This window comes from Enteractinococcus coprophilus (assembly GCF_006716305.1).
In the GTDB taxonomy this organism is placed as follows: domain Bacteria; phylum Actinomycetota; class Actinomycetes; order Actinomycetales; family Micrococcaceae; genus Yaniella; species Yaniella coprophila.
In genome coordinates this window covers 1-21,404 of the sequence record NZ_VFOU01000005.1, presented here as the reverse complement: position 1 = coordinate 21,404, position 21,404 = coordinate 1, and the positions used below count along the sequence as shown (strand labels likewise).

At 56.8% G+C, this 21,404-nt stretch carries 25 protein-coding genes; 12 read left to right on the top strand and 13 right to left on the bottom strand.

All coding sequences use genetic code 11. The features are described from left to right. Positions 1 to 8 precede the first annotated feature (8 nt). Both FB556_RS13010 and FB556_RS13005 read right to left on the bottom strand, forming a co-directional pair. On the bottom strand, positions 9 to 671 hold the full coding sequence (locus FB556_RS13010) for a nitrobindin family protein (protein WP_141868444.1): 663 nt from the start codon (positions 669 to 671) through the stop codon (positions 9 to 11). A gap of 175 nt (positions 672 to 846) precedes the next feature. After that, positions 847 to 1,674, bottom strand: coding sequence for a hypothetical protein (locus FB556_RS13005; protein ID WP_141868442.1), 828 nt, complete (start codon positions 1,672 to 1,674; stop codon positions 847 to 849). 86 nt (positions 1,675 to 1,760) lie between these two features. On the opposite strand from FB556_RS13005, the gene mshD reads away from it, so the two are divergent. From mshD to FB556_RS12950, 11 genes are all read left to right on the top strand, one after another. Continuing rightward, positions 1,761 to 2,669, top strand: a complete 909-nt coding sequence (gene mshD / locus FB556_RS13000) for a mycothiol synthase (RefSeq protein ID WP_170200479.1) — start codon at positions 1,761 to 1,763, stop codon at positions 2,667 to 2,669. A gap of 11 nt (positions 2,670 to 2,680) precedes the next feature. Next, complete coding sequence (locus FB556_RS12995) at positions 2,681 to 3,691, top strand: NUDIX hydrolase (RefSeq protein ID WP_141868438.1); 1,011 nt, start codon at positions 2,681 to 2,683, stop codon at positions 3,689 to 3,691. Between the two features lie 76 nt (positions 3,692 to 3,767). Then, a complete protein-coding gene (locus FB556_RS12990) occupies positions 3,768 to 4,133 on the top strand; it encodes a GNAT family N-acetyltransferase (protein WP_141868436.1) in 366 nt (121 codons plus the stop codon). Between the two features lie 16 nt (positions 4,134 to 4,149). Further along, the gene (locus FB556_RS12985; RefSeq protein ID WP_141868434.1) at positions 4,150 to 4,977 is read left to right on the top strand and encodes a thymidylate synthase; all 828 of its coding nucleotides are present in this window, start codon (positions 4,150 to 4,152) and stop codon (positions 4,975 to 4,977) included. Then, on the top strand, positions 4,931 to 5,512 hold the full coding sequence (locus FB556_RS12980; protein ID WP_246057513.1) for a dihydrofolate reductase: 582 nt from the start codon (positions 4,931 to 4,933) through the stop codon (positions 5,510 to 5,512). Before FB556_RS12985 ends, FB556_RS12980 begins: the two co-directional genes overlap by 47 nt. Next, positions 5,505 to 5,747: an NF038396 family protein gene (locus tag FB556_RS12975; protein WP_246057511.1), complete on the top strand. Its 243-nt coding sequence runs from the start codon at positions 5,505 to 5,507 to the stop codon at positions 5,745 to 5,747. The genes FB556_RS12980 and FB556_RS12975 overlap by 8 nt, the downstream gene beginning before the upstream one ends. 6 nt (positions 5,748 to 5,753) lie before the next feature. Beyond that, positions 5,754 to 6,926, top strand: coding sequence for an aspartate-semialdehyde dehydrogenase (gene asd, locus FB556_RS12970; RefSeq protein WP_246057509.1), 1,173 nt, complete (start codon positions 5,754 to 5,756; stop codon positions 6,924 to 6,926). 358 nt (positions 6,927 to 7,284) lie between these two features. Continuing rightward, on the top strand, positions 7,285 to 7,494 hold the full coding sequence (locus FB556_RS12965) for a hypothetical protein (protein WP_141868431.1): 210 nt from the start codon (positions 7,285 to 7,287) through the stop codon (positions 7,492 to 7,494). 32 nt (positions 7,495 to 7,526) lie between these two features. Next, entirely contained in the window at positions 7,527 to 8,045 is a 519-nt protein-coding gene (locus FB556_RS12960; RefSeq protein WP_141868428.1) for a GNAT family N-acetyltransferase, read from the top strand. Between the two features lie 179 nt (positions 8,046 to 8,224). Beyond that, a complete protein-coding gene (locus FB556_RS12955) occupies positions 8,225 to 8,755 on the top strand; it encodes a DUF4442 domain-containing protein (RefSeq protein ID WP_211344067.1) in 531 nt (176 codons plus the stop codon). A 536-nt stretch (positions 8,756 to 9,291) separates the two neighbouring features. Next, positions 9,292 to 10,716, top strand: coding sequence for an MFS transporter (locus FB556_RS12950; protein ID WP_246057507.1), 1,425 nt, complete (start codon positions 9,292 to 9,294; stop codon positions 10,714 to 10,716). Positions 10,717 to 10,737: 21 nt separating this feature from the next. On the opposite strand, the gene FB556_RS12945 is transcribed toward FB556_RS12950, so the two are convergent. After that, positions 10,738 to 11,574: an IclR family transcriptional regulator gene (locus FB556_RS12945; RefSeq protein ID WP_141868426.1), complete on the bottom strand. Its 837-nt coding sequence runs from the start codon at positions 11,572 to 11,574 to the stop codon at positions 10,738 to 10,740. A 244-nt stretch (positions 11,575 to 11,818) separates the two neighbouring features. Here FB556_RS12945 and FB556_RS12940 point away from each other — a divergent pair, with 244 nt between their 5' ends. Next, on the top strand, positions 11,819 to 12,046 hold the full coding sequence (locus FB556_RS12940; RefSeq protein ID WP_141868424.1) for a hypothetical protein: 228 nt from the start codon (positions 11,819 to 11,821) through the stop codon (positions 12,044 to 12,046). A 34-nt stretch (positions 12,047 to 12,080) separates the two neighbouring features. Here FB556_RS12940 and FB556_RS12935 read toward each other — a convergent pair whose 3' ends face one another. The 10 genes from FB556_RS12935 to FB556_RS12895 all read right to left on the bottom strand — a co-directional run. Beyond that, positions 12,081 to 13,187, bottom strand: a complete 1,107-nt coding sequence (locus tag FB556_RS12935; protein ID WP_141868422.1) for a UDP-N-acetylmuramate dehydrogenase — start codon at positions 13,185 to 13,187, stop codon at positions 12,081 to 12,083. A gap of 4 nt (positions 13,188 to 13,191) precedes the next feature. Further along, positions 13,192 to 13,659 carry a MaoC/PaaZ C-terminal domain-containing protein gene (locus FB556_RS12930; RefSeq protein WP_141868420.1) on the bottom strand — a complete coding sequence of 156 codons (468 nt, stop codon included), beginning with the start codon at positions 13,657 to 13,659 and terminating at the stop codon, positions 13,192 to 13,194. 8 nt (positions 13,660 to 13,667) lie between these two features. Continuing rightward, on the bottom strand, positions 13,668 to 14,102 hold the full coding sequence (locus tag FB556_RS12925; protein ID WP_141868418.1) for an FAS1-like dehydratase domain-containing protein: 435 nt from the start codon (positions 14,100 to 14,102) through the stop codon (positions 13,668 to 13,670). Between the two features lie 2 nt (positions 14,103 to 14,104). Further along, positions 14,105 to 14,383 carry a hypothetical protein gene (locus FB556_RS12920; RefSeq protein WP_141868417.1) on the bottom strand — a complete coding sequence of 93 codons (279 nt, stop codon included), beginning with the start codon at positions 14,381 to 14,383 and terminating at the stop codon, positions 14,105 to 14,107. 24 nt (positions 14,384 to 14,407) lie between these two features. Then, positions 14,408 to 15,574, bottom strand: a complete 1,167-nt coding sequence (locus FB556_RS12915; RefSeq protein WP_141868415.1) for an RtcB family protein — start codon at positions 15,572 to 15,574, stop codon at positions 14,408 to 14,410. A gap of 108 nt (positions 15,575 to 15,682) precedes the next feature. Then, entirely contained in the window at positions 15,683 to 16,300 is a 618-nt protein-coding gene (locus tag FB556_RS12910; protein ID WP_141868413.1) for a sarcosine oxidase subunit gamma, read from the bottom strand. Beyond that, the gene (locus tag FB556_RS12905; RefSeq protein WP_170200478.1) at positions 16,287 to 19,214 is read right to left on the bottom strand and encodes a 2Fe-2S iron-sulfur cluster-binding protein; all 2,928 of its coding nucleotides are present in this window, start codon (positions 19,212 to 19,214) and stop codon (positions 16,287 to 16,289) included. Before FB556_RS12905 ends, FB556_RS12910 begins: the two co-directional genes overlap by 14 nt. Further along, the gene (locus FB556_RS13450; protein WP_170200477.1) at positions 19,211 to 19,510 is read right to left on the bottom strand and encodes a sarcosine oxidase subunit delta; all 300 of its coding nucleotides are present in this window, start codon (positions 19,508 to 19,510) and stop codon (positions 19,211 to 19,213) included. The genes FB556_RS12905 and FB556_RS13450 overlap by 4 nt, the downstream gene beginning before the upstream one ends. A gap of 12 nt (positions 19,511 to 19,522) precedes the next feature. Then, positions 19,523 to 20,740 carry a sarcosine oxidase subunit beta family protein gene (locus FB556_RS12900; RefSeq protein WP_141868411.1) on the bottom strand — a complete coding sequence of 406 codons (1,218 nt, stop codon included), beginning with the start codon at positions 20,738 to 20,740 and terminating at the stop codon, positions 19,523 to 19,525. A 405-nt stretch (positions 20,741 to 21,145) separates the two neighbouring features. Further along, positions 21,146 to 21,404 (bottom strand): MetQ/NlpA family ABC transporter substrate-binding protein (locus tag FB556_RS12895; protein ID WP_211344066.1); only part of this gene is annotated, 259 nt, incomplete at its 5' end.

The following is a 21,404-nucleotide window of genomic DNA, read 5'->3' as shown; positions in this document are numbered from 1 at the left end:
TGATCACTCTACGCGTCGTGTTTGCCGGGCAGGTGTGGTTTCCCGGGCGGCAGACGACCATCGTTCTCGGAGGGCATTTTATCGAGGATGCCAGAGGCGTGCGGTTTCGGCTCTTCACCCTCGGCTTCGACGACATCCCAACGCCAGAACATTTGGCCATTGACCAGCCCGTAGATCCGGCTGGCGGAATGATAGTTGCCGCTGAGCGTGCCGTGGAGCACGGCATCGGCCTGGAGCTGGATTTGGGGGCCGCGAACGATCCCGTAATACAACTCAGCCATCGAACCGGGATGCGTGAGCGTTGCGGTGATCGGAAAATCGGTTTCATTTTTGCGCAACCGTTCAACGTCTTCGGCAGAACGGTAGGCGGGCACCGGATCGGCAGGTTTCATGCCGGGTCCGACGTCGGCGGCGTGACGTTGCCGGTCGATCGACCAGTACCCGGACTCAAAAGTCAGCGGTCGAATCAGCGTGCCATCTTCTTCCGACAACCAGGTTTCGGCGCGATACTGCAAAAACGGCAACCCAGTTTCGGCGAAATCGATGCGCTGGTAAAAGATCTCGGAATCTTCTTCGCCGGCACCAAGGCGTCCTTGTCCTTCCCAGGAGCCAATCAGCCACGCTAGCGGGGCTAGCTCTGGGAGCAGATCGTAGGGTAGTTCGATAGCCACGTGAGAGTTTAGCGCTGACCCCGGTAGAGGCCGCGGATAACCAGCAATGCGAACAGTGCCATACCCACGCCGGCCAGGCCCACGAGGACGGTAAAGAAGATTTCTAAAGCTACAACAGACATGGCCCTTAGTTTACTCACATTCTGAATTCGATACGACTTGGTGTCGTCAATTATTACCAAGGTAAAACGTGGAGGACGAAGTAGCCAACCATCCCAGCGACAATCGTTACCCCGGTGCCAAGGCCAATCGCTGTCAAGGGGTGCTTCAGAGATGCTGCTGGGGCTTCTTTCGTTTCCGAAAAACTGTCGGCTAATGCGATGATCAGCGCACCGAGGGCCCCGCCAATGACCGCCGGCACAGATAAGACACCGGCTCGAATGATCTGCATAATAACAGCCACCACTGTGGCACCAACGATGACGGCGATCATGCGGTTACGCCGCCGGGTCGGCAACAAGGTGGCCAGTGCGGCCACCGCTAGCGAGACCAGGATGGTGAGCATCAGCCAGGTCAATCCCGTGAAGCGCTCAATCATGATCGCACCCTGGGCGACTTCATATTTCTGCCGCAGCAACATGGCCCAGCCAGCCGCGGTGGCTGCAATCACGGCTCCCAACGAAAACATCGCGGTGGACAAAAACCGTTGGGGCCCACCGGGCAACGAAAAGGTTTGCACACCAAAAATCAACAGCACGCCCAGCGCGGCCGCTCCCCCAACAGGTGCCAACCACAATTCTGTGGCCATTGGCGAAAACTCCACGTGTGCTGGGAGCAAAGTGACCGTCCAGACCGAGGACAAACCGGTGAAGGCTAAGACGGCACTGATTCCCCATCGCGGTGTGGGTCGAACCATGACCGGCCAAGCCACAGCAAAGCCGATGACCAGCACAGATAAGGCCACGGGGCTGACCCATTGCGGCAGATTGGGCACAAATACCGTCACCACGGCCAACACCGCAGCAGCGGCGACTGTGGTTAAAGCTGAAATAGTCCTTCGCACTCCTCTATCATGTCATGGCACCAGCTTTGAGCTGGGACTCAAGACAACCGCGCCCGAAAATTCGCGGTACCCGTTATTGTGGTGGCATGACTCAATTGCGCGTGCATGCTCCTGCAGAAACGTCGAATCACCTTTCTCAACTTCGCAAACTTGCTGATCTCGGGGTCGCCGCAGACCATAATGAACCTTTTGGCGACCAAACCTGGGTCGAGCTGCGTGCCGGACGAGCCTGGTTGGTCTCCACCGGAGAACCGAAATTCACGGGGGCTGCAGCCATCGTCATTCCTGAGCACCCCGACCACCCTGTTGTAGTGGAGTTGCTGGTTGCTCCTGAAGATCGTGGCAACGGTTTAGGCCACCAATTAGTCAAGGCGATCAAGGAAATACTTGCCCAGCATGCCGCCGAGCAGCAAACAGTGACGGCGTGGAGCCATGGAGACCACCCCGCAGCACGCCTACTGGCAACGAAGGCTGGCCTAGAGCCGGTGCGCGTTTTGTACCGGATGGCATTAGAGATCGATCGCGAGTCTTTCGGGGACGCGATCATTCCGCAGGGTTATTCCATTCGGACATTTGTGCCCGGCGAGGATGACGCTGCCTGGCTGCAGCTCAATGCAACCGCCTTTGCCGACCACCCCGAACAAGGGCAACTCACCCAGGCTGATCTGGAAGCGCGCAAAACTGAAACCTGGTTTGATCCGCAGGGCTTTTTCATTGCCGAAGATGCTCAGGGTATTCCGGTCGGGTTCCACTGGACGAAAACCCCGGTGGGCTCGGCTGCCGGTGAAGTGTATGTAGTCGGGGTGCATCCTGAAACTCAGGGCACCGGTTTGGGGAAAGCTCTGACGCTGCATGGCATGAACCACTTAGCGAGTTCGGGATTAGAGAAGATCGTATTGTATGTTGATGATGAAAATCGCCCAGCGGTGAACCTCTACACGTCGTTAGGCTTCGGCGTGGAAAACACCGATGTCATGTTCTCTTCACGCAGCTAGGCTCACACTTCATGCGCGCTGCAAAACGCCTCGGGAAGCTCACCTCTACACGTGCTACCGTCATCACAGCTGAACAAGGCGTGAACGCCAAGATCCTAGCTGCCGGCACTATCCCATGGCGCACTAAATCTGGCAGACTTCAAGTCTTACTCATCCACCGCCCAGCATTTGACGATTGGTCCTGGCCCAAAGGTCGCCTGGATGTCAATGAGACTCTTCCAGAGACCGCCTGGCGAGAAACCAAAGAAGAGGTCGGCCTAGATTTACCCCTGGGCATTCCCTTGGGAATCATCAGGTACAAGACTCCGCAGGGCAACAACCGAAAAGAAGTCTGGTACTGGGCCGCACGCGTCGTTGATCAGAAGGCGCGTCCCGATAACAAAGAAATCGACGACGTTCGCTGGGTGAATGTGGAGACCGCGCGTCGATTGCTGTCCAAAGAGCTGGATCAAAAACCTCTCGACGTGTTGGAGGCCGCATTCGATGCGCACCATTTGGCAACGGTGCCATTCGTTGTGGTGCGACAAGCCAAAGCTACCCCGGCTGAATCCTGGACCCGAGATGAAATCGATCGGCCACTGGCCGATTCTGGGTATCAGCAAGCCAAAGCAGTCGCTCGCTTGCTGCGCGCATGGAAACCCACACGTATCGTCACCTCAAGATATACGCGCTCTCTGGAGACCATCGCGCCATATGTGAAGAAACACGGCGGAGCGGTCCGGACCAAGAAATGGCTCAATAAAACCCCCGAGGAGCACAACACCTCCTTGGCACGGCGCCTTCGTCAAGAATTCAAACGTCTTGACCCCATCATGGTGTGCTCTCAACCCTCGGTCGTGAAGCAGATCCTCAAAGAGCTCAAGGCGTGGATCCGCGAAGACAAAGCCCTCATCAGCCCCAAGTCGGTGACCAAGAAGAAACAATTCAAACTCGCTCCCGGCTCCGTTCTGGTGGTCCATCGAGCAACACATCGTTCAGGTCAGATCGTTTCGGTCGAACGCTATGATCCGCTCGTGAAATAAGCACCTATCCCTCAGCGATACCGATCTTGTGGAAGAAGCATAGGAGCAACGAGGAGGGGCTTGGTAGGCTGTGGCTATGACTACTTCGCCGGGCACGCAGCCAGAAAAAATCGTTCATCAGAACCTGCGCTTAGTACATGCTCCTGCCAAAGACCGATTCGAACTGCACCATGAAAGCCCCTATACGGGCGACACAACGTTTATCGGTTTTATCGGTTACCGCATGGCCGAGGAAGATCCTGAAATCTACGTGCTGCAACACACGATTGTCGCGGAGGAATATGGCCGCCAAGGCTACGCCCGTGCTCTGACAACCTTGTTATTAGATCAGTTTGAAAAACAGGAACAAAAGTTCACAACGCAGTGTTCTTATATTGTGGACTATTTGCGCCGGTATCCCGAATATCTGCACCTTGTCACGAATCCAGCTGCCAAACGATAACCCCCGGAAAAGGAATATGACCGCTCAGTCCATCGCAACCCCCTATGAAGATCTACTGGCCGATGTGCTTGAAAATGGCACCCTGACCACGGACCGCACCGGCACCGGCACCTATTCGGTATTTGGACGTCAGATCCGTTACAACCTGGCAGAGTATTTCCCACTGATCACGACCAAACGCGTGCATTTTAAATCTGCGGCGTTAGAACTGATCTGGTTTCTCAACGGCGAGTCCAACGTCAAATGGCTCCAGGAACGTGGGGTACGGATCTGGAATGAATGGGCTGATGAAGACGGCGAGCTAGGGCCCGTCTACGGTGTGCAGTGGCGTTCCTGGCCGGCTCCTAATGGTGAATCTATCGACCAGATCAGTCAGGTGCTGGAGTCGCTCGCGCATAACCCTGGATCGCGTCGTCACATCGTCTCGGCCTGGAACCCCGGTCAGATCGACGAAATGGCACTGCCCGCGTGCCACGCGATGTTCCAGTTCCATGTCCAGCCTGAAGCAGACGGCCCGGGCAAGCTCTCGTGCCAGCTTTACCAGCGTTCGGCAGATATGTTCCTTGGAGTGCCGTTCAATATCGCAGAATACTCACTGCTGACCATGATGATGGCACACCAACTCGGTTATAACCCTGGGGAATTTGTTTGGACCGGTGGTGATGTTCATATCTATTCCAACCATGTCGATCAGGTCCGTGAACAACTCAACCGCGAGCCCTACCCGTATCCGCAGCTACGATTCCGCCGCAAACCCAAAGATTTGTTCAGCTACGAATTGGAAGATTTCGAAGTCATTGACTACCAACACCACCCCACTATCTCAGCTCCAGTTGCCGTCTGACACCCGCATCGGCATGGTCTGGGCGCAAAGCTTAGACGGCGTCATCGGACTCGACGGTGATATGCCCTGGCATGTGCCCGAAGATCTCAAGCATTTCAAAGAGGTCACGATGGGTGAAGTGCTGGTCATGGGACGACGAACCTGGTCGTCATTTCCGGATTCCTTCCGTCCACTGCCGGGGCGAACGTCAATTGTTGTCTCGAAGACTTTTGCCGAAGAACCCTCCGACGAAAAACTGCAACACGAGGGTGTTCACGTAGTAGCAGACTTGGCGGAAGGGCTAGAACTCGCCGGTGAGCTTAAGACCGGTCCTATGATTTGGGTCATTGGTGGGGGCAGCCTATATGATCAGGCATTAGAGGTAACCACCGTTGTAGAACGCAGCCTATTCAATATCCACGTTGACGGCGATACGTATGCCCCTCAACTCGATGCCTCATGGAATCAGACCGGACAAGATCCGTCTCAGGGCTGGCATACTTCCAAATCCTCGGTGCAGTATCGCTTTGAACGATGGGAGCGCACCCTTGACTAAAACAACAAACACCGCCCCGGTCACCCAACGCCAGATGGTGTTAGCATTCCTGGGCTTGGTGGCGGGCCCCTTACTTGCACTCGTATGTGCCGGAATGGGACTGTATCTGGTACTGACCGGCAAGACGATCGCCGGGATCATCTTTCTCCTCGTCCTCACCCAAGCATTCATCGGAGTAGGACTCTGGGCATACAACGCTCGCAAAAAATACGCACTAGCACAGAATGTGAAATAAGACGTTATGACTCAACAAGTTTCGGAAGCTCCAATGTACGCTGATGCTGCATCCCGTCCATCGGTTGGTCTCATCGGTTGGCGTGGCATGGTCGGATCCGTGCTCATGCAGCGAATGGTCGAAGAAAAAGACTTCGCCAAAATCAACCCTGTGTTCTTTTCGACGTCCAATGCTGGCGGCCCAGTCCCTGAACTCCCAGGCATCGACACTTCAGAGACACTGCAGGATGCCCACGACATTGAAATGCTCGCGAAGCTACCGATTATCCTGACCACCCAGGGCGGCGATTACACCAACGAGGTGTACCCGAAGCTTCGTGCTGCCGGTTGGAAGGGCTTGTGGATCGACGCCGCCTCGGCACTGCGCATGGATGATGAATCCATCATCGTGCTAGACCCGGTCAACCGCGACCAAATTGAAGCCGGTCTCAAGAACGGCATCAATCAATTCGTTGGCGGCAACTGCACCGTCTCGCTCATGCTCCTGGGCCTGGGCGGCCTCATGCGGAACGGTCTGGTCGAGTGGGGAACCGCTATGACTTACCAGGCTGCTTCCGGCGGCGGTGCTCGTCACATGCGTGAACTACTGAAGGGCTTCGGCACTCTGCACGACATCGTTGCTGAAGATTTGCAGAACCCCAGCTCCGCGATCTTGGATATTGACGAGAAAGTCATCACCGCACAGCGTGACGGTTCCATGGATACTTCACAGTTCGGAGCCCCACTGGCCGGTTCACTGATCCCCTGGATCGATTCGGATCTAGGCAACGGCATGTCGCGTGAAGATTGGAAAGGCATGGCCGAGAGCAACAAGATTCTTGGTCGCACCGGCGATGACGTCATGCCCCTGGAGTCGGTGACTGTTCGCATCGGTGCGCTGCGTTCCCACTCCCAAGCGTTAACCCTCAGGCTCACCAAAGACATCCCACTGGATGAAATTGAAGAGCTTCTGGCCAACGACAATGATTGGGTCAAGTTCGTTCCGAACACTAAAGAAGCTTCCATGCAACAACTCACTCCGGTCGCCGCTACCGGCACCATGGACATCCCCGTTGGACGTGTTCGCAAACTCGCCATGGGCCCGGAATACATCTCGGCATTCACCGTGGGTGACCAGTTGCTGTGGGGTGCTGCAGAACCGGTACGTCGCATGCTGATGATTGCCACCGGCAACCTCTAAAACTACTAGCCGGTGCAACCGGCACCAGCTCTGAGCCGTCCATCATAACGATGGGCGGCTCAAGCGCTTAATGTTCGGTTCGTGTGAACTCTGGAATCGCACAGACCCGGGTGGTTAGACTCCAGGCATGGACCCCATGATGCTCCTTCTTCCCGCAGGCTTACTACAAGGTGCGATTCTCGCCGTTGCAGCTTGCCATGCCGGCAGGCGCGGTACCCCCAATAATCTACTGGGGATCCGCCTATGGTCCACCACATTCTCTCAGACCGCATGGCAGGCCGGACATCGGGCTGCTGTTAAATACAGTTGGTGTCTACTTCTTCTAGCGATCACATCCCTGGGCCTAGGAGTCTGGCTTGTGCAAACTCCGAGCGGGTCCGATACCGCGCTGGTGACAACTTACACTCTTGGAAGCTTCCTCTGTTTTCTTGGGGTGACCGTCTGGATGATCTACCGGGCACACATCGCGGCTAAGGCCGTAGCCATTCACCACGTCCTGCAGGAAGATGCCGAGATCATCGACGCCATCGTTGAGCAACGATACGCACAGCAGGATATCCAGCCGTAAAGACACCGCAGATCACCATTAGCCCGGCGACAGTGGGCATCGAACCATCGACTGCAAAACAGCTTTGGGAGATCTTGGTCGAGGCCGATACCTTATTCATTCCACCGCTATCGGCAAGAACATCTGGAACCCAAACCAGCTTCACTCCTGCACCGGTCTCACCTGCAGTAGGACCTCGACAGTACTTCGAGTCGCTCCAGGATCAGCATGTCGTCATGGCACGTGCGAAGGCTTCCAGCATGGCTATTGCAGGGTTCATGAGCTTTCGCCCCAGCTATAGGCTCCCCTACGAATACTCCACGGCGTTGTACCACTATGTCACCACAGTCATTGTTCGTCCCGCCTTCCGAGGTCAGCGCATCACCCAACGAATGTACAGGTCCCTTCAGGAAGCAGCCGCACAACTGGGCGAAGACGTAGCCACACGAACCTGGTCAACGAACGCAGCGCACATTGGGTTGTTATCGGCATTGGGATTTTCTGAAACCCACCGCATACCTGACGACCGTGGTCACGGAATCGACACCGTGTATTTTGTGAGAAGTATCTGACACTGCTCAGTTCAGAATGTCTTGGTGTCTCAGCTCAGGGACGAGCCACAATGACGCCGGACACAGTTCAGCACGCTGAGCGGGACGGTAGCGCGGACCATAAGGTACCTGCAACTGACGCCTGGCTGGAGATCTGACCTAGAATGATCGCAACATGTTGTGAGCCAAGGAGCTGTGCTGTGCGATTGCCAAAATTCAAGATTCCAACATATGCTTCGATGCGGATTGGCCCGAAATTCTTGCAGCGATTCATGCGGATCTGGCCGCCATATTTAGGTGCCGGTATCAAACCTGAATACATTGCCGATGATGGATCCCGCTCGATTGTCACACACAAGCCCAATGTATTCACCCGAAACCTCGTCGGCACCGCGTTCGGTGGCACCATGTTGTCCATGACCGACCCATTTTTCATGTTTGCGGGTGTCTATGGTCTGGGTAAAGAGTATCTCGTGTGGGATGTCGGGGTCGAAGCAAAATTCGTGAAACCAGGACGAGGAAAAATTACCGCCGATATGCAGGTTGCCGACGAAACCTGGGAGCTCATCAAAGCTCGCACCGCCAACGGGGATAAATACTTGCATTGGTTCGATGTCGAAATCACTGATGAACAAGCAGAGGTTGTAGCGATCATCCGCCGCCAGGTGTACTTCCGTCGGAAACCACAATTCATAGAACGCCCACGTGTAGAAGCCGCCACACCCCGATAGTCGGCTCCTCCACACCACGGCTGAGTTGTCTTCGAGCACACGTCCAATGGCACAAATATTAGAGCCTGGCGCAGTCGAAGGATTCGACCGCGATATTCATTGCTATGAAGCTTCCGTACGGACGGAGTCTCCTCCAGTCCTCGCACGTTTCACGCGAGCTTATGCCTGAAACTCCTGGTGAGAGCTCGCGTTGGTGTTCAGCACGCCAACCAGTATGTTCTTTCGCTGAAACACCCGTTCGTCGACACAATGCGAAGATCTTAAATTAAATCTTCTGTACCTCTTGCCTGTTGCTGATCTAACAACTAGATTGTTAGAACAGCAACAAAATGTTGCGCACATCACAGCCTCAAGAGATATCCTTTGTTGCAGAACGAAACTTGAAACATCATGTCAGTACAGATCACCAACTCAATACTCGCGCCAGCACCCCGCATACCGAGCAGCGTCGCCCATCTTCTGACACTTGAACATACTCTGTGATGCGGTATGCTTGGACGTTTTGTGCACCCGGCCAACCAGAAATGGAGTCTTCCGTGACGACTTCCGACCCAACCTCTCACGAAACACCTACCCCCACTTCGCAAGTCTCAGTCAAAACCCTGCGTCAAGTAACCTTCGCCGGTTTCGCCGGCACGGTGGTTGAATGGTTTGACTTCGCAGTCTACGGCTTTATGGCGACGATTATCGCCACCGTATTCTTCCCCGATTCCAACGGTGCCGTAGCACTCCTGCAGACTTTCGCCATCTTCGCTGTCGCTTTCGCCTTACGCCCATTAGGCGGAGCGTTCTTTGGCATGCTCGGCGATCGCATCGGTCGTAAGAACATCCTCATCACCACGGTCCTTCTGATGTCTGGCTCCACCGCCGCCATCGGCCTGCTACCAAGTTATGAACAAATTGGTATCTGGGCTGCAATCCTGCTGACCCTCGCTCGCTGTCTACAAGGCCTATCGGCCGGCGGTGAATATGCAGGCGCCGTCACCTACGTGATCGAACACTCGCCACCACATCAGCGCGCCCGGTGGGGTGCCGCCATGCCAACCGCAACATTTACTGCTTTTGCAGCCGCAGCCCTGCTCTCCTTCGTACTGACCACCAGCATCGGAGATGCCGCCATGCACGAATGGGGCTGGCGCGTACCGTTCCTCATTGCCGCGCCACTGGGCCTCATTGCCTTCTGGATCCGTCGCAAACTCGGCGAATCTCCGATGTTCCAAGACGCTGAAGAGGATGACACCACCGAGCACGCACCGCTGCGCTCGACCATCAAAACGCAGGCTCGTCCAATGATGATCTTGGGCGGCTACATCTCGCTCACCGCGTTGAGCTTCTACATCTTCTCGACCTACATGACCACATTCTTGCGCGAGGTCGTCCAGCTCGATGCGGTGCCTGTCCTTGCCTCCAACGTCATTGCGTTGACCATGGCCGCCTGCACCGCTCCGTTGGCCGGTCGCATCTGTGACCGCTTTGGACGTCGCAAGACCATGTTCGCTTCGGCCATCATGCTGGGTGCTGCAGCGATCCCTGGCTACATCATTGCCTCGACCGGCTCATTTGGGACCGCACTACTCGGTCAGCTGATGATCATGTTTGGTGCCGTCACTGCCAACGTGGTCACCGCAGTCCTGTTGACCGAAGTCTTCCCAACCCGTGTTCGTTACACTGCCTCCGGGATCACCTATAACCTGTCCTACGCGATCTTCGGCGGTACCGCACCATACATCGCAACCTGGCTGATCGACGTCACCGGCAATCCGATCTCCCCTGCCATTTACCTCACGATCGTGGCAGCCGGCGCCTTCATTGCCACGACAATGATGCCTGAGACCGCCGGACGCCAACTGGGCGCCGGGCTGGATGATGAACCGATTACTTCCGCTATCCCGGTCCTGCCGACTTATAGCAAGGTCAAGCCGTCGAAACCAAAACCGGTCAAAGTCAAAACCCTGGTCTAACCAGTCATATATAAACCGAACTCAGGGGCGTGATTCTTCGGAATCATGCCCCTGACCATTTTCTGACACCACTGAGGCGCCGAGGCGAGCCGAGATATCATTGGCGGTTCTGCGCACTGCCTCCTGAAGACTCTCCGCAGAATCATTGAGCTCGACGCGCGAAGACGGCGCAGAGAGAACAACACAACCGATCTCAGCACCTCGCAGGTCACGCACCACTGCGGACACCCCAAATTCTTCAGGCGTGGTGTGTCCTTTGTTCATCGCAACACCCGTACGACGAATTTCTTCAAGGTCCTCTTCGATTTGTTGGCGGGACAGCCCGCCCTTCGGCGCAATGATCAAACCATCATCGATCAGCTCATGGACTGTCTTGAGGGGCTGGTAGGCCAGCATGACCCGTACCGATGAAGAACTCCATTGGTTGTAGCGGTTACCAATCGGCTGGGTATGACGGACTTGGTGCGGGCTGGCCACTTGATCAACGACGATGGTACCGGTACCACTCCACACGCCCAGGGCGGAGGTCTCGCCGGTAATTTCGGTCAGTCGCTCTAAATGTTCCAGGCCGGCGTCGCGAATATCAAGATCTGCGAGCAACGGGGCTGACAATTCTAGAACGCTCAAGCCGAGACGATATCGTCCCCCATCGCGCTCACGCTGAACATAACCTAGCTCTGCAAGACCATTGAGCATGCGAGACACCGTGGATTTGTGCAGTCCAACGATTTCAGAGATTTCGGTGACACCAAGTACTGGACGCCGAATCGAAAACGACTCTAAGATAGCCAACCCATTAAGTAACGCGGCGGGTGCGCCTTGAGGTTGGCGGGTGGTCGATTCATCGGGCGTCGGCATGAAAGCTCCTGGGATGTACAGTGCAGATATTTGTCACATTCTATGCCCTGAGGCTCATAGACTCGTGGACCAACGCAACCTCATGGGGAATTATCCTCGGGTGCTGCACAGCAACAGTCCAGAGTTGGACCATGGGTAATGGTGACGTGGGGGCTGCCTACCAGTTGTTTTATGGTCGATTGAGCGCTCAGACGATGTTCACGCGGACGCCCAACTCGTTGCCGATTATTGGGATCCGCTAGGCATGACAACACGGATTGTCGCACACGGAGATTACCCTGTCGTCTCTGGCACCGATGGGCCAGTCAATAATACGAGCTTTGACACTGACGCGGCTGGAAAGACCTATAGCATCACCGCTGTAGCGCACTGTGCACCCGGTAATGCATCAGATCTCAAGCGTGAGGACATCCAGCAGCGCCAAACCGGAGAAACCCTCCCCGGAGATGAGTACGTCGCGACCGAAGACTGAACTCGCGTATCTATCGAGTTGAACGTCTCGTCTGCTAATCCGTGAGTTGCACTCCGATCAACACTGGCTCAGGGACCAGTCTGATCCCCCACTTCTCGGCAACACCGTTGCGCACCAAGCTGGCGATCCTGATTAAATCCCGGGTGGTCGCGCTCCCCCGGTTCGTCAAAGCAAGCGTGTGTTTGGTGGACAAAGATGCTCTGCCCTCGACGGTCCCGGACTCCCCATTCAGGCCAAAGCCCTTGTGAAAACCAGCGTGATCGATCAACCAGGCAGCCGAGAGCTTGATGGTATCGGCATCATTGCCCGCCTCGTGATGGGCAAACCGCGGAGCCTCATCGGGCAGGGTCGCAGCAACGTCATTCGGCACGATCGGGTTGGTGAAAAAGGATCCGGTCGACCACGTGTCATAGTCTGTTGGATCTAACACCATGCCTTTACTCGCCCGTAAGCCCAGCACAGTTTGACGAATGTGCTGCAGTGGAGCGCTGGCACCCAATTCAACATTCAGCGCACGTGCCAATTGGGTATAGCGGACGGGTGCTAGCTCGCCGGTCTTCGTCAACTGCAGATCGACGGTCAGCACAATCCAACGCGGTGAAGCCTGGTGGAAGTTGGTAGCCGATGAGGCGATCGAGCGTTTAATGATCGAGTCGCGATATCCAAAGTCTAGGTCCTCGCCGGTCAGCTCTACGATCTCATGGTTTTCGCGATCCCAAACGCGAATGCTGTGCAAGGTTTGGGAAATGTCCGCACCGTAGGCACCGACGTTTTGTACCGGGGTTGCTCCTGTGGAGCCAGGGATCCCGGAGAGTGCTTCGATGCCGGTGAGCCCTTGGGTCACGGACCAGGCGACGACGTCGTCCCATTGATGTCCGGCTGCCACACGAATATGGACATTATGGTCAGTGGACTCGATGATCTCGACACCTTCGGTTGAGATCTGTACCACGGTGCCAGGAAAGCCCTCATCAGCAACTAACAGGTTGGAGCCACCGGCCACCACCAACAGCGGTACACCGGCTGCATCGGTGTCGGCGACGGCGCGGGTGAGTTGGTCTTCGGTGGTGACCGTGATCCACGTGGTCGCTGGGCCTCCGACGCGGGCGGTGGTGTGGTTCGCGAGTAAGTTTTGCGTCATACGGTTAGAGCTGCACTTGGGCTTGTGCGCGGGTCAGGACACGGGCATTGTCATCGTGAGGGTTCGTAACGGTGAGATCCACGCGAACGACCCTGGTTTCTTCGTTGATCGCACCGACTTTTGCTACGACATCAAGCTGGGCCCCGGGGTTGGGGTTGTCAAACGGCCGTGCCGGGTTAGCAGTGTGAGTGGTTTCTTCGACCGGGACCATCGCTGAAAACCGTGTCTGGTAATCAATGATGGTGGCTGGATCGTTGGTCCACTCGGTGACTAAGTCAACGGCCAGCCCCATAGATAACATGCCGTGGGCGATGACGCCGGGCAATTCGGCAGCTTGAGCGGTGGCTTCTGACCAGTGAATCGGGTTGAAATCCCCTGAGGCCCCGGCATAACGGATGAGGTCTGCGCGGTTGATGTTGATGGTGCGGGTGGCGACGACTTCGCCTTTGGTGAGATTTTCGATGGCAATCATGAAGGTCCTTATCCGCGAATCAGTAACGTCGAGGTGATGGTCGAAACCGGCGCCCGTTCAGCAGCGGTGATCTCGACCTGGGTGGTGATTAGTCGATTACCGGCCAGCTCTTTGACGGATACGACGGTTGCGGTCGCGTAGAGTTCATCGCCGGCGACCACGCTGCGGTGATGACTAAAGCGCTGGTCAGCATGGACGACGCGCGAGAAGTCCACCTTTGCTTCTGGATCATTGACCATCCGAGCTTCGGCACGCTGAGCAATCGAAACTAGAAATGTCGGTGGGGCGATCAGGTCTTTGTGACCGGCAGCGCGAGCTGCTTGCGCATCGTGGTGGAAGGGGTGAGTGTTTTTCACGGCGGTTGCGAAGCGACGAATCTCTTCGCTTCCAACATGGTACGGGCCAACCGTGGGGTATTCTCGGCCGGTGATATCAACAGTCATGTTTAGTCCTTTCCACGCTGTTGGCGACGTTTGCGGTCCGCTTCGAGGTTTTCACGCAGCTCTCGGCGGCGTCCGGCGTACCGAATCATTTGGGCAATGACGTGGGTCACGAGCCCTGCGCCCATGATCCATACGGCCATAAGTGACAGGGTCCTGGTGGATGTTAGACCACCGACAATGGCGAAGAGAAAGCCTACGCCGAGAATGACCATCCCGGTGATCAACACCCGCTGATAGGTGCGGGAACCGGTGGTAAAGGGGTTATCATCCATCCAAGACATAAACCCTATTATCCCTGATGCGGACTAGTCGCCCTTGACGTTTACGATTTGGCGCAGCGTATGGCGAATTGCCACCAGTTCAGTGGAGTCCGCCATGACCCGGTCGATCGGCTTATAGGCCTGTGGAATTTCATCAATAAATTTATGCGTATCACGGTATTCGATCCCCACCATTGCTTTGCGCAGGTCGTCTTGCGTGAAGGCACGTCGGGCCGCGCGACGCGAGTATTGGCGCCCGGCTCCGTGCGGGGCAGAGTCCAGCGCATCAGGGTTGCCTTTGCCTTCGACGATGTAGGACGCTGCACCCATGGAACCTGGGATCGATGCCAAGTCTCCCTTGCGAGCGCGGATCGCACCCTTACGAGTTACCCAGACTTCTTTACCGAAATGTTCTTCTTTCTCGGTGAAGTTGTGGTGCGAGTTGATCCGTTGAATATCCCGCACCGACTCCCCTGCCCAGCGGCCGAGCTGTTCGTTGACCCGGTCCATCATTTCTTCACGGTTCAGTAGCGCGAAGTGTTGCGCCCAGTGCAGATGATCGACGTACTGATCGAATTCTGGGGTGCCTTCCTCAAACCAGGCCAGGTCCTCGTGGGGCATGGTGTCACCGGCTGCACGACGTAGACGCTTGGCGATTGCGATGTGGTGGGTTGCGATCTTATTACCGATACCACGTGAACCTGAATGCAGGAACGTCCAGACGTTGTCGTGGTCATCCAGGCAAACTTCGATGAAGTGGTTACCGCCACCCAGGGTACCCAGCTGGACCCGCCAGTTTTTATCGAAGGCATCGGGATCAAAGTCGATCTCCAAGGCCATGGTTTCCAGTTCGTCGATGCGTGGCTTGGCAGTCGGCAGGATCTTTCGGTTGTACTGCCCCGCTGAGACCGGGATAGCTCGTTCGATCTGTTCACGCAGGGTCTTGAGGTCCTTGGGCAGATCGTTGAACGTGAATTGGGTTTGGACCGCGATCATGCCACAACCGATGTCCACCCCGACCGCTGCGGGCATGACCGCGCCCAAGGTAGGAATCACCGATCCCACAGTCGCACCGTAGCCCAGGTGGGCATCAGGCATCAGAGCGATATGCGGATAGATAAAGTCGAGCTCGGCAGATGTAATCGCTTGTTGTCGCGTTTCTTCTTCAAGAATCGAGGCCCAGGAGACTAGCTGATCATTGATACGTTCCATATCGCTGCAGTGTACTCCAGATGATCCGGTAAACCGATGGACTATCCACATACGCTGATGCCCGCCTGAAGCGGACTTCGGGCGAGCATCTTGTCGAGGGACCAGAGGTCAGCTGACCAATGCGTGGTTGAACTCATGCATCGCGTCCATCAGGTTGAATGCGATGTGTTCGGCAAAGGATGCGCGCGGCATGATGCGCCAGGTGGTATCTTCTGTGCGCCACAACAACACGGGCGTGCGGGCCAAGGTCGTAGTGATCGCTCGGTTGACGGTAAACACCGTTGGATGGATATCCGTTGGAGTCGTCTTACGCAGCACGTGGCGAGCGGCGGGACCGGACAGTTCGATAATCGTACGGTTCGACGATAAATCAACGACGTGGCCGCGTTCCTGACCTAAAGCGTCCTCGAGCGTGGCCACCAGTTCTGGGCGTTCGTTCACCGAGACGGCGAGGAATTCATCCGGCGAAATCCACAGGACGCCAAGCGCATCAGGTTGGCCTGCAACCTCCCCCACGGCAGCGGGCAGCCCGTGCGGTAGCACCGTTGCAATAGCGTCGTGAGCGGGACTACCGGGCGTCGCCCGTATGCCGATCATGGTCGCAAATGGTACTTCTCGGATGGACACATTGTGTGGCCCGGTCGCTTCGGCGGCTTCCAGTTCGGTGGCCAAGTGTTGCAGGGGCGATTCGCGCAACGCGCGGGGATCTGGTTTAACGTTCGCCATCGCGACGGGTTCCTTCCGGGTCAAATGAGATGAGCGGCGTGATTTCAAATTCCACCGGTGGATCGTAGGCGGGTGCATAGAGTTTTTCGCCGATGCGCTTGGAACCGCCACGAACTAAGGCCAGGCCAAAGGTGCGGTCTAACGCTGCGGAGTCGTAATAGCCGGTGACGTGTCCTGAGGTTGAGACCGGGCGCGGGGCATCGAGATCTTCAGCGGAGACTAATGCAGCACCGTCGCGCACCATGGAGTTCTTGTCGGTGGCCATAATCGCAACGAGCTCTTCCCGGTCGTCGCGCAGGAAGTCATCTAGCTGATACGAGCGCTTGCCCAAAAAGTCTTGCTTGATCTTGGACACGACCCAGTCCATGCCGACGTCCTGGGGTGAGTTGGTGCCGTCGGTATCTTGACCCACGATCACAAAGCCCTTTTCAGCACGCAGGATGCGCTGGGCCTCCAGCCCGTAGGGGGTGATGTCGTAGGCAGCACCGGCTTGGGCCACCGCATCCCACAGTGCCCGCCCGTATTGGGTGGGCACGGCGATTTCATAGGACAGCTCCCCGGTAAACGAGATCCGCGAAATGCGGGCAGGGATGCCGTTATCTAACGTGGTTTCGCGGAACTCCATGAATTCGAAGGCCTCTGGCGCGAAATCGACGTCGGAGGCCAGTTGCTCGACCACTCGACGGGCCTTTGGCCCAGACACCGCAACCGTGGCGAACTGTTCCGAGACCGACGTGAAGGTCGCATCCAGGTGCGACCACTCGGTTTGATGCCAGTTTTCCAACCAGTTCAACACGCGCTGGGCCCCACCGGAGGTGGTGTGCATGAAGAAGCGGTCTTCGGCCAGGCGCAGGGTGACACCGTCGTCAAAGACTTTGCCATCGACGCCGGTCATAACCCCGTAGCGGCCGCGGCCAACTTTGAGCTTTAGAAAACCGTTGGTATAGATCCGGTTGAGGAATTCCGCGGAGTCTTTGCCACGAACTTCAATCTTGCCCAGGGTTGAGGAGTCGATCATACCCACACCGTTACGGGCCGCGATGGTTTCGCGACGAATCGCTTGGGCTTTGGTTTCGCCTGCACGCGGGTAGTAGCTGGCGCGACGCCACTCCCCTGCCATCTCAAAGACGGCGTCGAGTGCTTCATGAGCCCGGTCCATGGCGGTCTTGCGCAGCGCGTCAAACAGTTCGCCGCGCTGACGACCGGCCAGGCCCACATAGGAGATCGGTGAATACGGGGCACGGAAGGTCGTGGTCCCGATGTCGTCCATCGTGTGACCATCCAGGATCTCAGACATCACCCCAATGGCGTTGACAGCACCGGTTTTGCCTTGGTCATTGCCCGTGGAGATCGAGGTGTAGCGCTTGATGTGTTCAACCGACGACATCCCGGCACCGGTGGCACGCAGCACGTCTTGAACCGTCTGGTCGCGGTGTAGATCCACGAAGTGGTTCGCGTATGCGTCTTGGTCTTCGCCGTCTGGTGATGGCACCATGCGCAGCGCTGCAACGGGGCCGCGGTGGCCGGCAGCGGCCACAGGTTCTGTAGCGAATGAGAAGTGTCCGGTTGCATCGGCTGCGGCTGCCCCAGCGTTGGCTCCGTTGGCCAGTGCTTCGCCCAGCGACAAGGACCCGGTCACCGATCCGGCGTAGTGGAAGTCGGCGCGTGGTTGGCCGATCACAAAACCCTGGACCTCGTGATCCCAGACGACCTTGCCTTGGCGTTGTGAGTGCAGATGGATCACCGGTGACCAGCCACCCGAAACCCCTAGCGTGTCGACTTCGAAGTGTCGGGTCGCGCCCAGTTCGCCGTCGGCCAGGTATTCGGCCACGGTGATCCCGGCCAGTGCTCCCTGATCGCTGGCGGTAGTATCGCAGACCACCGATCCAGCGATAACGTCAATGCCAGCGGCCACGGCCTGCAGCGCGGCCTCCGATAGGTCAGCGCGCACGTCGATGACGGCGACCAGGTGCCCCAGCTCTGCCAACTGCTGAGCCAGCAGGTAGACCGAATCGTTAGTCGTCAACAGGGCAATGCTACTGCCGGCCAGCACACCGTAGCGGTTCAAGTACCCGGCGATGCCCGAGGCGAGCATGATGCCGGGACGATCGTTGTTTTTGAACACGATCGGGCGTTCGTGCGAGCCGGTGGCCAACACGACTTGTTTGGCCCGGAGGTGCAGAGTGCGCTCACGTGAGACGCCGAACGGTACCTGATCGTCGAGATGGTCGGTGCGACGCTGGGTGGCCATGAAGTAATTGTTTTCGTAACCCCCAAACACCGTGGTGCGGTTCAGCAGCGTCACGTCATCATTCGCCTGCAGTTCGGCCACGGTTTCAGCGATCCAGGTCTCAACGGGCTTGCCGTCAATCACAGCATCCGGGGTGCCGACGAGGTTGCCACCAAAGGTCGCCCGCTCATCCAAAATCACCACGCGCGCTCCGGCCCTGGAGGCCTGCAATGCTGCGGCTAACCCGGCGGGACCGGCCCCGACCACGAGCACATCTGGGTGTTCGTAGGTGTAATCGTAGTATTCCGGGTCGGCGGTCTCAGCGAGCTTGCCGATGCCTTGAACGTGCTCGGCGACCATGTTGTTCGTGACCTCAACGGTCGGGCCAATCAGCATGGTTTCGGAAATCGTCTCGGCCTTGGCCCGGGTCACGGTCAGCAGCGAGTTCGGCTCTTCCACGCCACAAGCCAGCACACCCCGGGGTCGGCCCAGATAAATTGAGTCTCCTACCCTGCGGTGGCCATTCGCCAGTAAAGCTGAGGTTACGGTGTCCCCACGGTAGGCGGTCATGGTGTGCCCGTCGATCGTGACTTCTACGGTCTCATCGCGGTTGATGGCCGCTCCGGGGGCAATCGCTGCTGGCACCCGGAACGAGGTGCCGGTGGTTACTGCAATCGGGGTCATCGGATGCCTCCATGGTGGGGTGGAATATTTGGGCGCGGGGTACCCACTGGGTAGGTGGCCTTGAATTCATATGACACGGTGTCGCGCACCGCGTTGAACCATTTACGACACCCGGTCAAATGCACCCAGCGCTCGGCGCGTAAACCCATCGGGTTGTCGCGGAAGTACAGCCATTGCGCCCATTCATCATTGGTCAGCGCCTGTGGATCTTGTGGATACGGCACGTGTGCCTGCGACCCGTATTCGAATTCTGTTTCATCTCGTAACCCGCAATGCGGGCAATCAATCAGCATCATCGTGGTGAGTTCCTAGTGCAGTACACCGGAAGCCGAGTGTTCATCGACCAGGTGTCCGGTGTAGTAACGGTCAAGACCAAAGTGTTTGTTATATTCGTGCGGTTCGTCATGGGCAATCGTGTGCGCCAGCGTGTAGCCACCAATCGGGGTGCCCTTGAAACCGCCGGATCCCCAACCGCAGTTGATGTAGATACCCTCGACCGGCGTCTTGCCGATGATCGGGGTCGAATCCGGGGAAATATCGACGACGCCGCCCCAGACGCGAATCAGATGCGCCCGGGCAAAAATTGGGACCAGTTCGACTGCTGCGGCCAGCTGGCGTTCAATCGTGTGGAAGCCACCGCGTGCACCATAGGCAGTGTAGGGGTCGGTGTTGGCACCCATGACCAGTTCGCCCTTGTGTGCTTGGGACACATAGACGTGAATGTGGTGCGAGGTCAGAATCATCGGGTGCACCGGTTCAAATAATTCCGAGACCAGAGCTTGCAGGGTTCGGGACTGAATCGGAACCTGGAAGCCGGCCTTTTCGGCCAGCAAAGATGAGTGCCCGGCGACGGCGATGCCGACCTTTTCGGTGGCGATATTGCCGCGGGTGGTTTCTACGCCGATGACTTTGTCGCCGTCTTTGAGAAATCCAGTGACCTCGGTGTTCTGGATAATATCGACGCCCATCGCAGAAGCTTTGCGGGCATAAGCCCAAGCGACGTGATCGTGCTTGGCGATCGCAGCACGCGCCTGATAGGTCGCACCCATCACCGGGTGGCGGATGGCATCGGAAATATTGACGATCGGTAGTAGCTCTTTGACTTCTTGCGGGGTCAGCCACTCGGCGTCTGCTCCATTGAGCACGTTCGATTCCACCCGGCGAATCGATTCGCGGACTTCGGCGTCGGTGTGGGCCAGGGTGATCAGACCGCGCTGGGAGAACAAAAAGTCGTACTCGAGCTCTTCATCCAGGCCTTCCCACATCTGTAGGGAGCGATCAAAGAAGCGGGTGGATTTATCCAGCATGTAGTTGGAGCGAATGATGGTGGTGTTGCGGGCCATGTTGCCGCCACCCAGCCAGCCCTTGTCGATCACTGCGACGTTGGTGATGCCGTGCTCTTTGGCCAGGTAGTAGGCGGTTGCCAGTCCGTGCCCGCCGGCACCAACGATCACGACGTCATACGAAGATTTCAGACGTGGATTGCGCCAGAGGAAATCCGGGTGTTCCGGTAGCAGATCTGCCATCGTGCCGATCCCATTCTTCATCAAGAGGTTGAATACGCCAGAAGTGTTTCTGGCACACCCAACATTAGAAGCGCACACGACCGGATTCTAGAGTTCTTGGAACATTTCGCTTTTGTCGGTTGAAAAAGTAGTGATCATTCTGGCTGTAGAAATGATCGGCGCATGGGGACAACCAACTTCACCGCTGCTTCGGGAGCACAGTGGGGTTATCTCACCTTCATGAGCAGGCTTACACCGGGCGCAAGACCATCACATTCTCAGCACGTTTTTCATTGAGCTACGTCACACGAGGTTACTGATCGGATCTTTGAGAAGTGCTTTGGGGTCGCAATTGGTCAAACGGCGGGTGACCCTGCACTGTGTGCTGGTCACCCGCCGTTAGACAGGAGTTGGTATCAGTTGGGCTTACTGAAGTTCTTCAGGAATCCACCAGAGACCATCGTTGTTTTCATCGAGGTAGGTTTTGAATTCGTCTGAGTGATAGGCGTCGACGACGGCCTGTGCCCATTCGGTGTCCTGATTTTCTTCTTTTACCACGGCTTTCAAAACCAGGTGGTCCAGGATATCTTCGGTTTCCAGTGCGGTCGAGGCGTCGATGCCAGCGTTGTACACAATCGAACCGGTCAGAACGTAGAAATCAAAGTCGGGTGCTGCCGACGGATCA

Bases quoted from the DNA above. Each gene is read 5' to 3' on its own strand.
- mshD (WP_170200479.1), top strand. From the start codon at position 1,761: ATGACTCAATTGCGCGTGCATGCTCCTGCAGAAACGTCGAATCACCTT.
- FB556_RS12995 (WP_141868438.1), top strand. From the start codon at position 2,681: ATGCGCGCTGCAAAACGCCTCGGGAAGCTCACCTCTACACGTGCTACC.
- FB556_RS12990 (WP_141868436.1), top strand. From the start codon at position 3,768: ATGACTACTTCGCCGGGCACGCAGCCAGAAAAAATCGTTCATCAGAAC.
- FB556_RS12985 (WP_141868434.1), top strand. From the start codon at position 4,150: ATGACCGCTCAGTCCATCGCAACCCCCTATGAAGATCTACTGGCCGAT.
- asd (WP_246057509.1), top strand. From the start codon at position 5,754: ATGACTCAACAAGTTTCGGAAGCTCCAATGTACGCTGATGCTGCATCC.
- FB556_RS12945 (WP_141868426.1), bottom strand. From the start codon at position 11,574: ATGCCGACGCCCGATGAATCGACCACCCGCCAACCTCAAGGCGCACCC.
- FB556_RS12940 (WP_141868424.1), top strand. From the start codon at position 11,819: ATGACAACACGGATTGTCGCACACGGAGATTACCCTGTCGTCTCTGGC.
- FB556_RS12935 (WP_141868422.1), bottom strand. From the start codon at position 13,187: ATGACGCAAAACTTACTCGCGAACCACACCACCGCCCGCGTCGGAGGC.
- FB556_RS12930 (WP_141868420.1), bottom strand. From the start codon at position 13,659: ATGATTGCCATCGAAAATCTCACCAAAGGCGAAGTCGTCGCCACCCGC.
- FB556_RS12925 (WP_141868418.1), bottom strand. From the start codon at position 14,102: ATGACTGTTGATATCACCGGCCGAGAATACCCCACGGTTGGCCCGTAC.
- FB556_RS12920 (WP_141868417.1), bottom strand. From the start codon at position 14,383: ATGTCTTGGATGGATGATAACCCCTTTACCACCGGTTCCCGCACCTAT.
- FB556_RS12915 (WP_141868415.1), bottom strand. From the start codon at position 15,574: ATGGAACGTATCAATGATCAGCTAGTCTCCTGGGCCTCGATTCTTGAA.
- FB556_RS12910 (WP_141868413.1), bottom strand. From the start codon at position 16,300: ATGGCGAACGTTAAACCAGATCCCCGCGCGTTGCGCGAATCGCCCCTG.
- FB556_RS12905 (WP_170200478.1), bottom strand. From the start codon at position 19,214: ATGACCCCGATTGCAGTAACCACCGGCACCTCGTTCCGGGTGCCAGCA.
- FB556_RS13450 (WP_170200477.1), bottom strand. From the start codon at position 19,510: ATGATGCTGATTGATTGCCCGCATTGCGGGTTACGAGATGAAACAGAA.
- FB556_RS12900 (WP_141868411.1), bottom strand. From the start codon at position 20,740: ATGGCAGATCTGCTACCGGAACACCCGGATTTCCTCTGGCGCAATCCA.